The organism is Bradyrhizobium sp. LA6.8, assembly GCF_040547935.1.
In the GTDB taxonomy this organism is placed as follows: domain Bacteria; phylum Pseudomonadota; class Alphaproteobacteria; order Rhizobiales; family Xanthobacteraceae; genus Bradyrhizobium; species Bradyrhizobium barranii.
In genome coordinates this window covers 372,641-386,303 of the sequence record NZ_JBEPQQ010000001.1, presented here as the reverse complement: position 1 = coordinate 386,303, position 13,663 = coordinate 372,641, and the positions used below count along the sequence as shown (strand labels likewise).

The following is a 13,663-nucleotide window of genomic DNA, read 5'->3' as shown; positions in this document are numbered from 1 at the left end:
TTTCAACCTCTGGCGATGTCGCGCATCGCCGCACGGCTACCGCGATCGACCTCGCGGAGCAGCTTATAGACGCCGCGCTTGCGTGTGTGAAACGCGGCCATCTCGGGTACAGTCGGTTCGCTCAGTCGCCCCAGCGCCGACATCTTTGCCATGGTCTCGCCGATCGAGGCATAGGCGCCGCCGGCCACCGCCCCGAGCATCGCGGCGCCCAGCAGCACGGGTTCTTTCGTTTGCGGCAGCGCGACGGTGAGCCCGGTGGTATCCGCCATGATCTGCCGCACCAGCGGACTGCGGCTCGCGCCGCCGCCCATGATCATGATGCTGGAATGGACGCCATGCGCGGCAAAGGCCTCGATCACCTCGGCGAGGCCATAAGCCAGACCGCAGAGGCCAGCGACGAACAGCCGCTCCATCGCACCAACGTCGCTGTCGAGATCGAGGCCAGCGATCACCGCGCGGGTGTCAGGATCGGCGTAGGGCGAGCGGTTGCCGATGAATTCGGGAAGCACATGGACGTCGCGGGCGAGCAGCGCGGCACGGCTGGCGTCACCGGCGCGCGCGATGATGCGCCGCTCGAGATACTCGATAAGGTCGACGCCCTCGTTGCGCGCCGCCGCGCTCGCCTCGGCATGGCCGGGATGCGACTTGAGGAGATGGTCGATCGCCGCGCCCGCGGCCGACTGGCCGCCCTCGTTGAGCCAGAAGTCAGGTACCATGCCGGAATAATAAGGGCCCCATACGCCGGGCACGAAGCACGGCTCCTTCGTCGTCGCCATGATGCAGGCCGACGTCCCCATGATGTAGGCGAGACGGTCGCTGACATCGCTCGTTCCGCCCGATCCGTCGCGCCCGCCGATCGCACCGATGCCGCCGGCATGGGCATCGATCAGCGAGGCGCCGACCGGCGTGCCCGGCGACAGACCGAGTTCCGCAGCCGCAGCTCGGGTGAGGCCTTCGCCGAGCCGCGTGCCGGGCGCGACGATCTCGGTGCCGATGCGGGCGTAGGTCTCGCTGACGAAATCGGAGAGGCCGATTCGTTTGAAGAACGGCGCGCTCCAGCCACCGCCGTCGTGTGCGAGGTAGTTCCACTTGCAGGTGACCGTGCAGGTCGAGCGCCGCAGCGAGCCGGTCGCGCGCCAGGTCAGATAATCTGCCAGATCGAAGAAATGACCGGCGGTATCGAAGCTCGCGCGCATGTGCCGCTTCAGCCACAGCAGCTTCGGCATCTCCATCTCGGGCGAGATCGAGCCGCCGACATAACGCAGCACCGCGTCCCCGGTCTCGTTGATCAGCCGTGCCTCGGCCGTAGCGCGATGGTCCATCCAGACGATGACATTGCGCTGGCGGTCGCCGGAGGCACTGACGGTGACCGGCTCGCCTTGCCGATCGAGGACGACCAGCGAACAGGTGGCGTCGAAACCGATTCCGCCGACGCTGTCGGGCGCGATGGCAGCTTCCGCCATCGCGGCCCGCACCGACGTTACGCAGGCGTCCCAGATGTCGGACGACGACTGTTCGACGATGTCGCCGGCCTCGTGCCAGATCCTGATCGGATGCTTGGCGGTGGCAAGGAGGGCGCCGGCCTCGTCAAACACCCCTGCTCGCGTGCTCGTGGTCCCCACGTCGACGCCGATATACGCTCGCGGCATTGTCGCTCCCGGTCGCTCTCGTCAGTTTTGACGCAAGCCTACCAGCAAGTGTAGCCGCCATCCACCAGCACGATGCTGCCGGTCATCAGGCTCGCGGCCTCCGAGGCCAGGAACAGCACGACGGAGGCGATCTCCTCGACCTGCCCCATCCGCGCCATCGGGGTTCCGCCGATCCAGGCGTCATACATTTTGGGGGTGCTTTTCACGAAAGCATTGAGCGGCGTGTCGATATAGGTCGGCGCCACCGCGTTGACGCGGACGCCGCGCGCGCCCCATTCGGCGGCCAGCGACTTGGTCAAATGGTGCACGCCGGCCTTGGAGGCGTTGTAGAAGCACTGCTCCTGCGGCTTGTTGACGATGAAGCCCGACATCGAGCCGACATTGACGATGGCACCGCTCTTGGCCTTCAGCATGTGCTTGCCGAATTCGCGGCAGCACCAGAAGGTGCCGTTGAGATTGACGTCGATGACGTTGAGCCAGTGCTCGTCGGTGACGGTCTCGGCCGGCGTCTCGCTGCGGGCGATGCCGGCATTGTTGACGAGGATGTCGACCTTGCCGTGGCGGGCGACGAGGTCGGCCGCCACCTCCGCCACGCGCTTCGTGTCGGTGACGTCCATGATCGCCGTCTCGATGTCAAAACCCTTCGCCTTCAGGCTGGCCTTCGCGCTATCGGCAACCTTGCTGTCGCGGTCGCCGATGATGACCTTCGCGCCGGCTTCGGCCAGCGCTTCCGCGCAGGCGAGGCCAATGCCTTGCCCGCCGCCGGTGATGAACGCGGTCTTGCCGCTCAGCTTGAATTTTTCGAGGTACATGGTGGTCTTTCCGTTTCTCGCCGTTTCTTGCCGTTTCTTGTCAGCCCCGAAGCGCGTTGCCGCTGTCGTCGAAGCGATGGATGCGCGCGGGATCCGGCACCAGCGACACGCGGTCGCCGGCATGCAGGCTCAATTCGCCGATGTAGCGCGCCGTCAGCATCCCGAGCGGTCCGGCATCGACATAAAGGAAGGTGTCGCTGCCCAGATGCTCGGCGACCGCGATCGTTCCCTGCCAGCCGCCGGCGCCGTCGCGCTCGATCTTGAGATGCTCCGGCCGCACGCCGATCGTCGCCGCGCCCTTCTGCAAGGCGTGCTCGCCAGTGACGAAGTTCATCTTCGGCGAGCCGATGAAGCCGGCGACGAAGAGATTGGCGGGCCGCTCATAGAGCTCCAGCGGCGAGCCATATTGCTCGATCTTGCCGCCGTTGAGCACGACGATCTTGTCTGCCATGGTCATGGCCTCGACCTGATCGTGGGTGACGTAGATCGCGGTGGTGCCGAGCTGCTTCTGGAGCCGCGTGACTTCTATCCGCATCTGCACGCGCAAGGCCGCATCCAGGTTGGACAGCGGCTCGTCGAACAGGAACGCCTTGGGCTCGCGGACGATGGCGCGGCCGATCGCGACCCGCTGGCGCTGGCCACCGGAGAGCTCGCGCGGCTTGCGGTCGAGATATGGCGTCAGGTTCAGCGTCGCCGCCGCCGCCTCGACCTTGCGGTTGGTCTCGTCCTTGGAAAGACCCGCCATCTTGAGGCCGAAGCCGATATTGCCGCGTACACTCATATGCGGATAGAGCGCATAGGACTGAAACACCATCGACAGCCCGCGCTTGGCCGGCGGCGTGTCGACGACGTTCTTGCCGTCGATCAGGATCTTGCCGCCTGAGACGTCCTCGAGCCCGGCGATCAGCCGCAGCAGCGTGGTCTTGCCGCAGCCCGAGGGACCGACGAACACCACGAAGGAGCCGTCGGCGATGTCGAGATCGGCGCCCTTGATGATGTGCACGGGACCGAAGGATTTCTGCACGTCTTGAAGTGTGATCTGACCCATGATCCGCCGGCCCCTTTACTTCACCGCGCCGAAGGTGAGCCCGCGTACGAGCTGCTTCTGGCTGAACCAACCGAGGACGAGAATGGGCGCGATCGCCAGCGTCGAGGCCGCCGACAGTTTTGCCCAGAACAGCCCTTCCGGGCTCGAATAGGAGGCGATGAACGTGGTGAGCGGCGCGGCGTTCGAGGTCGTCAGGTTCAGCGTCCAGAACGCCTCGTTCCAGGCCAGGATCAAGTTGAGCAACATGGTCGAGGCGAGGCCCGGGATCGCCATCGGCGTCAGGACGTAGACGAGCTCGCGGCCGATGGTGGCGCCGTCCATGCGCGCGGCTTCGAGGATGTCGCGCGGGATCTCCTTGAAGTAGGTAAAGAGCATCCAGATCACGATCGGTAAGTTACCGAGGCAGAGGATGAAGATCAGTCCAGCGCGGGAATCGAGCAGGCCGAAGGTCTTGAAGATCAGATAGATCGGCACCAGCACGCCTACCGGCGGCATCATCTTGGTCGAGAGCATCCAGAGCAGGATGTCCTTGGTGCGTTTGGTCGGGGAGAACGCCATCGACCAGGCCGCGGGGATCGCGATCAACAGCGCAATGAGCGTCGAGCCGCCGGCGATGATGATCGAGTTCAGCGCGTGATGCAGATAGTCGCTGCGCTCCTGTACGGTGGCGTAGTTTTCCGTGGTCCAGTGGAAGAACAGGAAGGACGGCGGAATCGCGAAAGCCTCGAGCTCAGTCTTGAAGCTCGCCAGCACCATCCAGAGGATCGGGAAGAAGATCAGGAAGCCGAAGAACCACGCCCCGATCGTCGATACCACCACCCGCTGCGTCGTCGCCATCCGCGCCATGCTCTCATGCCTCCAGGTTGCGGCCGACGATGCGGACGAGGAAGAAGGCGACGATGTTGGCAATCACAACAGCAACGAGGCCGCCGGCGGAGGCACTGCCGACATCGAACTGGATCAGCGCCTGCGAATAGATCAGGAAGGCGATGTTGGTGGTCGACAGTCCGGGACCACCGCCGGTGGTGACGTAGATCTCGGCGAACACCGTGAGCAGGAAGATGGTCTCGATCAAGATCACCACTGTGATGGGACGCGCCAGATGCGGCAGCGTGATGTAGATGAAGGCCGAGAGCGCGCTGGCGCCGTCCATCTCGGCCGCCTCCTTCTGCTCCTCGTCGAGCGATTGCAGCGCGGTGAGCAGGATCAGCGTCGCGAACGGCAGCCATTGCCAGGCGACGATCAGGATCACCGCGAGCAGCGGCGCGTCAGTGAACCAGTCGATTGGCGTCAGCCCGAATACCTTGGCGAGCCAGGCGAACAGGCCGGACACCGGATGCATCAAGAGGTTCTTCCAGACCAGCGCGCTCACCGTCGGCATCACGAAGAACGGCGCGATCACCATCAGCCGCACGATGTTGAGGCCGATCACGGGTTGATCGAGCAGCACCGCGAGGGGGATGCCGAGCAGGATCGTCAGCGCCAGCACCGAGCCGACCAGCACCAGCGTGTTCCGGAGCGAAGCGAGGAAGGCGGGATCGGTGAGGAAGTAGCGGAAATTCTCCAGGCCGACGAACGCCTCGGAGCCGGGATCGAGCAGGCTGTAATGCAGGGTCGAGAAATAGATCGTCAGCGCCAGCGGAACGATCATCCAGATGAAGAGCAGCCCGACCGCAGGCGTCAGGAGCGAGCGCGCAAGAAACTGCGTCTGCCGGGTTGCCATCCTTGGCGTCTCCGCTGGGAGGAAGAAGGCGGCCATCCATTCGGGGCTGGCTGGTGGATGGCCGCCAGTTTGAGCTCAGGAGGGAGAGCTCGGGTTCACTTGATGTAGCCGGCGCGCTTCATCTCGCGCTCGGTGGCGGACTGCGCCGCGGCAAGCGCGGCATCAACCGTCATCGATCCCGCGAGCGCGGCGGAGAACTGCTGGCCCACCTGGGTGCCGATGCCCTGGAATTCGGGGATCGCGGCGTATTGCACGCCGACGTAAGGCACCGGCTTCACGGTGGGCTTGTTCGGGTCGGCAGCATCAATCGAGGCCAGCGTCAGCTTCGCGAACGGCGCGACTTTCAGATAGTCCTCGTTCTGGTAGAGCGAGGTCCGCGTGCCCGGCGGCACGTTGGCCCAGCCCTCCTTCGACGCCACGAGCTTGGTGTAGTCCTTGCTGGTAGCCCAGGCGATGAACTTTTCGGCGGCTTCCGTCTTCTTGGAGCCGGCGGGGATCGCGAGGCTCCAGGCCCACAGCCAGTTGGCGTTCTTGCCGAGCCCAGTGTTCGGCGCCAGCGCAAAGCCGACCTTGTCGGCGACCTTGGACTCCTTCGGATTGGTGACGAAGGACGCCGCGACCGTGGCGTCGATCCACATCGCGCACTTGCCGGCGTTGAACAGCGCCAGATTCTCGTTGAAGCCGTTCGAGCTCGCGCCGGGCGGGCCGGCCTCCTTCATCAGATTGACATAGGTCGTGAGCGTCGTCTTCCATTCCGGCGTATTGAACTGCGGCTCCCACTTCTCGTCGAACCAGCGCGCGCCGTAGGAATTGGCCATGGCCGACAGGAACGCCATGTTCTCGCCCCAGCCGGCCTTGCCGCGAAGACAGATGCCGTAGGTGCCGGCGCTCTTGTCGGTGAGCTTCTTGGCGGCATCGATGACGAAATCCCAGGTCGGCTTTTCCGGCATCTTCAGGCCGGCCTTCTCGAACAGGTCGGTGCGATACATCACCATCGAGCTCTCGCCATAGAACGGCGCGGCGTAGAGCTTGCCGTCGACAGAGACCGCGTCCCTGATCTTCGGCAGCAGGTCGGCGATGTCGTAGTCGGCGCCGAGATTGGCAAGCGGCACCAGCCAGCCCTTCTTGGCCCAGATCGGCACCTCATAGGTGCCGATGGTCAAAACGTCGAACTGGCCGCCCTTGGTGGCGATGTCGGTGGTGACGCGCTGGCGCAGCACGTTCTCTTCCAGCGTCACCCATTTGACGGTGATGTCTGGATTTTTCTTGGTGAATTCGCTGGTCAGCCCCTGCATTCGGATCATGTCGCCATTGTTGACGGTGGCGATGGTCAGGGTCGTTTCGGCCATCACAGGGACGGCCAGCAACAGGCAAGACGCGCCGCAGACGGCGCCGAGGACGTGTTTCACGGTGACCTCCCTAGATCGCGCTTCTGAGCATATGCCCACGCGTTGGGCGTATGTTCGGACGAGGTGCAGCGCTTGTCAAGCAGGCGCGCGGGCGTTCCCGCAACTTATGAGTGCTGCGGTGCGGGAGGGCCGGAGCTTTTCCTCCGCCTTCGCTGTCATGCCCCGCGAAAGCGGGGCATCCAGTACACCGTGTCGTGAGTTGGTTTCGCACCGGATAGGCCGCGGCGTACTGGATCATCCGCTTTCGCGGATGATGACATTGGCGCAAGTGGCTGTAGCGCCCGCCCTACCGCTCCAGAATCGCCCTTGCGGTCGCCTCGTCCGTGATCAGGCCGTTGATCAGGTGCCCGTTCAGCGCGGCCGCGATCGCCGGCACCTTGGCCGCACCGACCGCGGCGCCGATCGTGGTGGTCTTGGCCGGCACCTCCGGCGGAATGCTGGTGAGGCGCTTGTTGGTGCCGGCCTTGAGCAGACGGCCCTTGGAATCATAGGCCCAGCCGGTGATTTCGCCGATCGCGCCCTGCCGCATCATCTCGAACAATTCGTCGCGGGTGACGAAGCCGTCGATGTGGATTTGCGCCTTCTGGTCCATCTGACCGATGCCGACGAGGCGCAAGTCCGCCTTGGCGGCGACCGCCTTGACCTTCGCGATCGGTTCGATCCGCACCATCTTGTTGCGCTCGTCTTCCGACGACATCAGGAACGGCAGCGGCATCGGGTAGTGCCGCGCACCGGTGCGGTCGGCGAGCCGGCCGACGGTGTCGTAGAAGCTCGCCGAACCGTCGGCGGAGATGTTGCCGACCAGCGAGACGATCTGGTGGTTGGGCCGGTCGATCGGCGTCACGCGCTCGACCGCGGCGCGCACCGCCCGCCCCGTGCCGAGCGCGACGATGACGGGCGTTTCCGAACGCAACGTCGAATCCAGCAGATTGGCGCAGCGCTCGGCGATGCCCGCCGTGGCCTGCGGCGCGGCAGGATCGGCCGGCACCACCTCGCAATGGCTGAGGTCGAAGCGCGCCTTCAGGCGTGCCGCCAGTTCCATGCAGGCGGCGATGGGATGTTCGAGACGGAAGGTGATGAGACGCTCGGCCAGGCACAGCGAGACCAGCCGCTGCGCGGAGGCCCGCGAGACCTGAAGCATCTTTGCGATCTCGTCCTGGGTGTGACCGGCAATGAAATAGAGCCAGCCGGCACGCGCGGCATCGTCGAGTCTGGACTTTTCGTTCTCGACGGCCATGGCGGCCTATGCCTCCCAGAAATCGCTCATTTGCGCGAAGACCCGATCGGCCCCGGCGCCGGACAATATAGCCTGCCCGTCGCGCCCGCGATAATGGCTGCCGCCGATAAATCCCCAGACGGTCATGCCGGCAGCCTTCGCGGCCAGCACGCCACTGACACTGTCCTCGATCACCAGTGTGCGCGCAGGGAGCGCGCCCATTTTCTCCGCCGCGTGGAGAAAGAGATCCGGCGCGGGCTTGCCATGCGTGACCATCTGCGCCGTGTAGATCCGGTCGCCAAAATGCGGCGTGAGACCGGTCACCCTCAGCGACAGCGCAACGCGGTCGAGATCACTCGACGAGGCCACGCAATTCGGCACGCGCAGGCCGGACAGGACGGTATCGGCATCGGGAATCGGATGGAGCGCCTTCTTGAAGGCGGTCAGCACGCGCGCCTTCAGCCGGACGGGAAAATCGGCCGGCACCGCCTGGCCGAGTTCGCGATAATGCTGCGTGACCGCGCTCGTGCTTCGTCCGAGAAACAGCTCGAGCGCCTGCGCAAGTGTCAGCGATATCCCAAATCCGGACAGCTCGTCCACAAGGCACTGGCAGCTCACGAGCTCGCTGTCGACGAGCACGCCGTCGCAGTCGAAGATGACGAGATCGGGCCTTTGCCGGCTTCGGTCCATCCGGCCATTCGATCATATACCCATGCTTTGAGCAATAGTTCACCGAAGAGGACGCGTGGCGGGCTCTCCGGGGGTCAATGGGCGACCTGTCGATAGATCGCCGGCAGCGCCGCAGGCAAGCGGCGGATATTGCCGACGATGGCGTAGCCGCTGCGGCCGAACAGCGTCGGGACGTAGGATTGCGCCGTCGCATCAACCGTCACGCCGAAGACCGCGATGCCGAGCCGCCGCGCCTCCTGCACGGATTTGCGGGTGTCCTCGACCGCAAAGCGCCCCTCATAATGATCGACGTCGTTCGGCTTGCCGTCGGTGAGAACGAGCAGCAACTTCTTGCGCTGCGGCTGGCGCGCCAGCTCGGCCGAGGCGTGGCGTACCGCCGCACCGATCCGTGTGTAATAGCCAGGCTTCAGCGCGCCGATCCGGCGCTCGATCGCGCCACTCATCGGCTCGCCGAAGGCCTTGACCGTTTCGAGCCGAACCCAGGAACGTCGGCGCGAGGTGAAGGTGAGGATACTGTGGTGATCGCCGCAGGCCGACAGGCCGTGCGCAAGCACCAGCAACGCCTCCTTCTCGACGTCGAGTACCCGATAACCGTCGACCCAGGCGTCCGTCGAGAGCGAGACGTCCACGAGCAGCGTGACGGCAAGATCGTCCCCTCGCGGTCGCATCGCCACATGGACGCGATCGCGACCGCCTCCGCCACTTCCGGCGCGGAGATCGCATCGCGCACGCACGAGCGCGTCGAGGTCGAGGTCGTGGCCATCGGCCTGGGCGCGCATCAATTCATGACGCGGCCGCAACACCTCGAAGCGGCGGCGCACCTGGCGGATGTGCCGACGCATGGCGTCATCAGGCCTCCAGCCCTCACCCAGCTCGGAGGCCGCACCCGCGAGCACGCGGCAATGATCGGGCAGATAGGAGCCGCTGCGATAATCCCATTCGGGATAGCTTAGGTCCGCGTTCAATGGCGAGGCATCGAGGGCTTCCGGCGGCAGGTCGAGATCGAATTTGAGCCGGCTCGCCGGCTTGCCGCTGCGGCGGCTGAGCGTGATCTCCTCGAGGTCGTCGGCTGCCTTCTGCGCATCCTCGTCCTCACTGTCGTCAGCCGGGCGGTCGACATTGATCATCTCGGCCATCGCGAGGATCTTTTCAAAGCGATTGAGCACGAAAGGATCGCGGCGATCGGTACCGTCTTCGCGCTCGCGGACGGCGAAACGCTTGCGATCGTCCGATGGCACTGGCGCAGCGGTCGGCACGCACGCGTCGTCACCCGCATGTGCGGGCGACAGCGCCCGTGTCCAGCAATCGCCCCAGAGCGGGCATGGCAGGATCGAACGATAGCCGGGCGGCGCCTTGTCCGGCAGCGGCCCCGTCCCCATCATCGCCGGCCACAGCTTTCCCACCGGCGGCGTATCGGCGCCGAGCAGAGCGAGCATGATCTGCTCCAAGTCCTGCTCGATGCGCGGCAATGGCCGGTGCGGCCGCGCCATGGCCGTGGCGGCGGCCAGCCGGGCGTAGTCCTCGGCAAGGCCGGGACATTCCGTCAGCACAAGCACCGCGATCTCGCTGGCCCGCCGCAGCGTCAGCAGATCGCGCCGCAGCGGATCGGCCTCCGCGATCACTTCGACCGGTGCAAACGCAAACCACGCGGCCAGCCACCGGTACAGCGCAGCATTCAGCCCGCGATCGGCGAAGATCGCGATGTTGTCGGGCAGGAGGATCGTCGCGGCGTCACGCCCTGGTTGCGCGAGCCGCTCGTCGCCGAGCCCGATGCGCTGCCGCCATCCAAGCCGATGCCCGGTACGGCGGGCACTCGCGCTCGCGATCTGCACGCCCGTCTCCCCACCAAGCGCGCGGAACATGATCGCGATCCGGCTGCGCACCTCCGCGAGCGACACCGCGTATTCGGCATAGGCCGGATAGCTCGCGGTACCCCCAACCAGGCGATGCCAGGCACGGCCGACGGTTTCTTCAAGCTCGAGGAAATCGAGCATCGCATCACCCTCAGGACATCACGGCGCGCGCGACGTCGAGCAGCGCCGCCTTGACGTCTGCGTCATCGGTGAGCGGTTCGATCATGCCGGCCAGCACCGCATCCGTAATTGAGGCTCCCGCCGCAATCAGGGTAGCGCAATAGACCACGAGACGGGTCGAAACGCCCTCCTCCAGGTCGTGCCCCTTCAGTGCGCGCAGCCGGCCGGCCAGCAGGACCAGCGGCCGCACATAGTCGGGCGCGAGCCCGCTCTCGGCCGCCACCACCGCGATCTCCTGCTCCGGGGCTAAGAAGCCGAACTCGATGGCAACGAAGCGCTGACGCGTCGACGGCTTCAACGCCTTCAGCAGCGTCTGGTAACCGGGATTGTAGGAGACCACGAGCATGAAGCTCTTCGGCGCGACCAGCTCCTCGCCGGTCCGCTCCAGCGGCAGGATACGGCGGTCGTCGGTGAGCGGATGCAGCACCACCGTGACGTCCTTGCGCGCCTCCACGACTTCGTCGAGATAGCAGACGCCGCCTTCCCGCACCGCGCGTGTCAGCGGACCGTCGGTCCATACGGTGTCGCCGCCCCTCAGCAGGTAGCGGCCGGTAAGATCGGCGGCGGTGAGATCGTCGTGGCAGGCGACGGTATGAAGCGGCAATCCCAGCCGCGCCGCCATGTGGGCGACGAAGCGTGTCTTGCCGCAGCCGGTCGGTCCCTTCAACAAGACCGGGAGCTGATGCCGCCAGGCGTGCTCGAACAGCGCGCATTCGTTGCCGCTCGGAACGTAAGCCGGGAGCACGAGCGCGGGTGCCGACAAGGCGTGAAGTGCTGCTGTCATGGTTCTTCTCCGGAAATCACTCTGGAACGGCGGCCGCGACTCGCGCGGCCGCCTTGTGTTTATTCGGCCGGTTGCAGGGCGCCTGGGATAGTCGCCTGCTTCTCGCGGCCGGGCACCAGTACCGCCCAGACGAACATCAATGCCGAGATCGCGACGAACACGCCGGAGCCGAGCCGCACCCAGTAGAAGAAGGCAAGCTGGTCCTGCACGTCCATGTAACTCTGGCCAAGTACGCGCTGGAGATGGACCTGAATCACGCCGGCAAAGGTCAACGCGAAAGTCATGGTCATCATCGCCGTGCACATGATCCAGAAGCTGGTCATGCTGAGCCACTGGTTATAGGGCGCACGTCCCTTGATCTGCGGGATCGCATAAGCCATCACCGACAGGTTCAGCATCACATAGGCGCCGAAGAAGGCGAGATGGCCATGTGCGGCGGTGACCTGCGTGCCGTGGGTGTAGTAGTTCACGGAGGACAGCGTGTGCAGGAAGCCCCAGACGCCGGCACCGAGGAACGCCATCACCGAGCAGCCGACCGACCACAGCAGCGCGGCGCGGTTCGGATGCTTGCGGCCGGCCTTCCAGGTCATCTGCACCGTGAAGATCACCATGGTGAAGAAGGGCGCGACCTCGAGCGTGGAGAACAGCGAGCCGATCCACTGCCAGTAGCCGGGCGCGCCGATCCAGTAGAAGTGGTGGCCGGTGCCGAGAATGCCCGAGAACAGCGCAAGGCCGATGATGACGTAGAGCCACTTCTCGACCACCTCGCGGTCGATGCCGTTGAGCTTGATCATCAGATAGGCGAGCACGGACGCCATGATCAGCTCCCAGACGCCCTCGACCCAGAGATGAACGACGTACCACCAGTACATCTTGTCGACCGCGAGATTGGCGGGATTGTAGAAGGCGAACAGGAAGAAGATCGCGACGCCCCACAAACCGAACAGCAGGATGTTGGTGACCGTGGTCTTGCGCCCCTTCAGCGCCGTCATCGTCACGTTGAACAGGAACATCAGGCAGACGACCACGATGCCGACCTTGATGATGAAGGGCTGCTCGAGGAATTCGCGGCCCTCATGGTAATGGAAGAGATAGCCGACCACGGCCACCCCCGCCGCGCCAAAAAACATCCAGAACTGGATCTTTGCGAGCAGCGGGCTGTACAGCTCGGTCTCGGTTTCCTCCGGTAACAGGAAGTAGGTCGCGCCCATGAAGCCGATCAGCGACCACACGATCAGCGCGTTGGTGTGGATCATCCTGACGATGTTGAACGGCAGCAGCACCGACAGCGTGTTCGGCAGGACGTAGATGGTCCCGGCGAGGAGGCCGAACAGGACCTGCGCCAGGAACAGGGTCAGCGCGCCGTAGAAATACAGCATCGCGACTTTCTGGGTCTGATATTTCATTTCGGGTTCTCTCTGTCTTGAAAGAGGCAAGGCCTTGAAGGAGGCAAGGCCCTGAAAGAGGAAGGCGTCAGCCGGCCTTGTTCGGCGGCCACTCCTGGCGCTTGATCTTGCTGGTCCATTGCAGGAAGTCGGCGAGATCGTTGAGCTCCTGGTCGGTGAGATTGAACTGCGGCATCTGGCGCCGGCCCTCCGCGCCCGAGGGCTGTGACTGCATCCAGGCCTTCAACGTCTCGCGCGCACCGGCCGGATCCTCATTGCCGCCCCAGCGATCCCAGACATTGCCGACTTCAGGGGCGAAATACGCGCCCTCGCCCAGCAAGGTGTGGCAGTTGATGCAGGAGTTCTTCTCCCAGACATGCTTGCCGCGCGCGACCGACGATGTCAGCGTCGTCGCGTCCGTCGAGGTCGTCGCCATATAGTAGTGGCTGTGCGCCGTCAGCCCGATGAAGATGGCGAAGAAGAAAGCCGAGCCGCCGTAGAAGACGTTTCGCGCCGCCGACTTGGTCAGGCGTTCAGCCATTGCCAGTCCTTTCCGTTGTGAGTCCAGTAATGAGGAGCAGTGATGCTGTATCTTGCCGATCGGTGCCGACGGGTCTTTGTTCGGGCGCAATGAGCGCTGCGTTGGCGGCGTCAGATCAATGCGACGACGGCGGAGGCGAGCCAGGCGAACAGCACGACGATGAAGATCCATGCGCTGACGAGGCCGCGCCAGAGCGCCGGCACCGCCCGAAGGTCCATGAAATCGAGCGCGATTCGGCGGCCCTTGATGGCGGCAAGGACCAGGAGAAGTGCATTGGCGAGCAGCGGACGCGGCATCAGTGGCGGAAGCAGGATCGTCGCGAGCGCGAGGCCGATCAGCACGAGCCAGGTGATGTCGAGACGGCCGGGCATGA

13 protein-coding genes are annotated in these 13,663 nt (G+C 64.9%); all 13 read right to left on the bottom strand.

Features of this window, described 5'->3' with window-relative positions:
• Window positions 1-2: 2 nt before the first annotated feature.
• Window positions 3-1,649, bottom strand: coding sequence for an FGGY-family carbohydrate kinase (locus ABIA90_RS01635; RefSeq protein WP_354117042.1), 1,647 nt, complete (start codon window positions 1,647-1,649; stop codon window positions 3-5).
• A gap of 38 nt (window positions 1,650-1,687) precedes the next feature.
• A complete protein-coding gene (locus tag ABIA90_RS01630; RefSeq protein WP_354117041.1) occupies window positions 1,688-2,461 on the bottom strand; it encodes an SDR family NAD(P)-dependent oxidoreductase in 774 nt (257 codons plus the stop codon).
• Between the two features lie 40 nt (window positions 2,462-2,501).
• Window positions 2,502-3,509: an ABC transporter ATP-binding protein gene (locus ABIA90_RS01625; RefSeq protein ID WP_354117040.1), complete on the bottom strand. Its 1,008-nt coding sequence runs from the start codon at window positions 3,507-3,509 to the stop codon at window positions 2,502-2,504.
• Window positions 3,510-3,524: 15 nt separating this feature from the next.
• Window positions 3,525-4,355: a carbohydrate ABC transporter permease gene (locus tag ABIA90_RS01620; RefSeq protein ID WP_063984465.1), complete on the bottom strand. Its 831-nt coding sequence runs from the start codon at window positions 4,353-4,355 to the stop codon at window positions 3,525-3,527.
• Between the two features lie 4 nt (window positions 4,356-4,359).
• Window positions 4,360-5,232 (bottom strand): carbohydrate ABC transporter permease, encoded by an 873-nt coding sequence (locus tag ABIA90_RS01615; protein WP_063984466.1) that lies wholly within the window; start codon window positions 5,230-5,232, stop codon window positions 4,360-4,362.
• Window positions 5,233-5,327: 95 nt separating this feature from the next.
• A complete protein-coding gene (locus ABIA90_RS01610; protein WP_502916621.1) occupies window positions 5,328-6,581 on the bottom strand; it encodes an ABC transporter substrate-binding protein in 1,254 nt (417 codons plus the stop codon).
• A gap of 346 nt (window positions 6,582-6,927) precedes the next feature.
• Entirely contained in the window at window positions 6,928-7,878 is a 951-nt protein-coding gene (locus ABIA90_RS01605; RefSeq protein ID WP_014496591.1) for a sugar-binding transcriptional regulator, read from the bottom strand.
• 6 nt (window positions 7,879-7,884) lie between these two features.
• A complete protein-coding gene (locus ABIA90_RS01600) occupies window positions 7,885-8,547 on the bottom strand; it encodes an HAD family hydrolase (protein WP_354117038.1) in 663 nt (220 codons plus the stop codon).
• Window positions 8,548-8,621: 74 nt separating this feature from the next.
• The gene (locus ABIA90_RS01595; RefSeq protein ID WP_354117037.1) at window positions 8,622-10,541 is read right to left on the bottom strand and encodes a nitric oxide reductase activation protein NorD; all 1,920 of its coding nucleotides are present in this window, start codon (window positions 10,539-10,541) and stop codon (window positions 8,622-8,624) included.
• A 10-nt stretch (window positions 10,542-10,551) separates the two neighbouring features.
• The gene (locus tag ABIA90_RS01590) at window positions 10,552-11,364 is read right to left on the bottom strand and encodes a CbbQ/NirQ/NorQ/GpvN family protein (protein WP_354117036.1); all 813 of its coding nucleotides are present in this window, start codon (window positions 11,362-11,364) and stop codon (window positions 10,552-10,554) included.
• A 59-nt stretch (window positions 11,365-11,423) separates the two neighbouring features.
• A complete protein-coding gene (locus ABIA90_RS01585; RefSeq protein ID WP_085399419.1) occupies window positions 11,424-12,770 on the bottom strand; it encodes a cbb3-type cytochrome c oxidase subunit I in 1,347 nt (448 codons plus the stop codon).
• A gap of 67 nt (window positions 12,771-12,837) precedes the next feature.
• Complete coding sequence (locus ABIA90_RS01580) at window positions 12,838-13,290, bottom strand: c-type cytochrome (protein ID WP_014496596.1); 453 nt, start codon at window positions 13,288-13,290, stop codon at window positions 12,838-12,840.
• 110 nt (window positions 13,291-13,400) lie between these two features.
• Window positions 13,401-13,661, bottom strand: coding sequence for a cytochrome C oxidase subunit IV family protein (locus tag ABIA90_RS01575; RefSeq protein ID WP_085399417.1), 261 nt, complete (start codon window positions 13,659-13,661; stop codon window positions 13,401-13,403).
• Between the last annotated feature and the right edge of the window lie 2 nt (window positions 13,662-13,663).

Bases quoted from the DNA above. Each gene is read 5' to 3' on its own strand.
- ABIA90_RS01635 (WP_354117042.1), bottom strand. From the start codon at position 1,649: ATGCCGCGAGCGTATATCGGCGTCGACGTGGGGACCACGAGCACGCGA.
- ABIA90_RS01630 (WP_354117041.1), bottom strand. From the start codon at position 2,461: ATGTACCTCGAAAAATTCAAGCTGAGCGGCAAGACCGCGTTCATCACC.
- ABIA90_RS01625 (WP_354117040.1), bottom strand. From the start codon at position 3,509: ATGGGTCAGATCACACTTCAAGACGTGCAGAAATCCTTCGGTCCCGTG.
- ABIA90_RS01620 (WP_063984465.1), bottom strand. From the start codon at position 4,355: ATGGCGCGGATGGCGACGACGCAGCGGGTGGTGGTATCGACGATCGGG.
- ABIA90_RS01615 (WP_063984466.1), bottom strand. From the start codon at position 5,232: ATGGCAACCCGGCAGACGCAGTTTCTTGCGCGCTCGCTCCTGACGCCT.
- ABIA90_RS01610 (WP_502916621.1), bottom strand. From the start codon at position 6,581: ATGGCCGAAACGACCCTGACCATCGCCACCGTCAACAATGGCGACATG.
- ABIA90_RS01605 (WP_014496591.1), bottom strand. From the start codon at position 7,878: ATGGCCGTCGAGAACGAAAAGTCCAGACTCGACGATGCCGCGCGTGCC.
- ABIA90_RS01600 (WP_354117038.1), bottom strand. From the start codon at position 8,547: ATGGACCGAAGCCGGCAAAGGCCCGATCTCGTCATCTTCGACTGCGAC.
- ABIA90_RS01595 (WP_354117037.1), bottom strand. From the start codon at position 10,541: ATGCTCGATTTCCTCGAGCTTGAAGAAACCGTCGGCCGTGCCTGGCAT.
- ABIA90_RS01590 (WP_354117036.1), bottom strand. From the start codon at position 11,364: ATGACAGCAGCACTTCACGCCTTGTCGGCACCCGCGCTCGTGCTCCCG.
- ABIA90_RS01585 (WP_085399419.1), bottom strand. From the start codon at position 12,770: ATGAAATATCAGACCCAGAAAGTCGCGATGCTGTATTTCTACGGCGCG.
- ABIA90_RS01580 (WP_014496596.1), bottom strand. From the start codon at position 13,290: ATGGCTGAACGCCTGACCAAGTCGGCGGCGCGAAACGTCTTCTACGGC.
- ABIA90_RS01575 (WP_085399417.1), bottom strand. From the start codon at position 13,661: ATGCCCGGCCGTCTCGACATCACCTGGCTCGTGCTGATCGGCCTCGCG.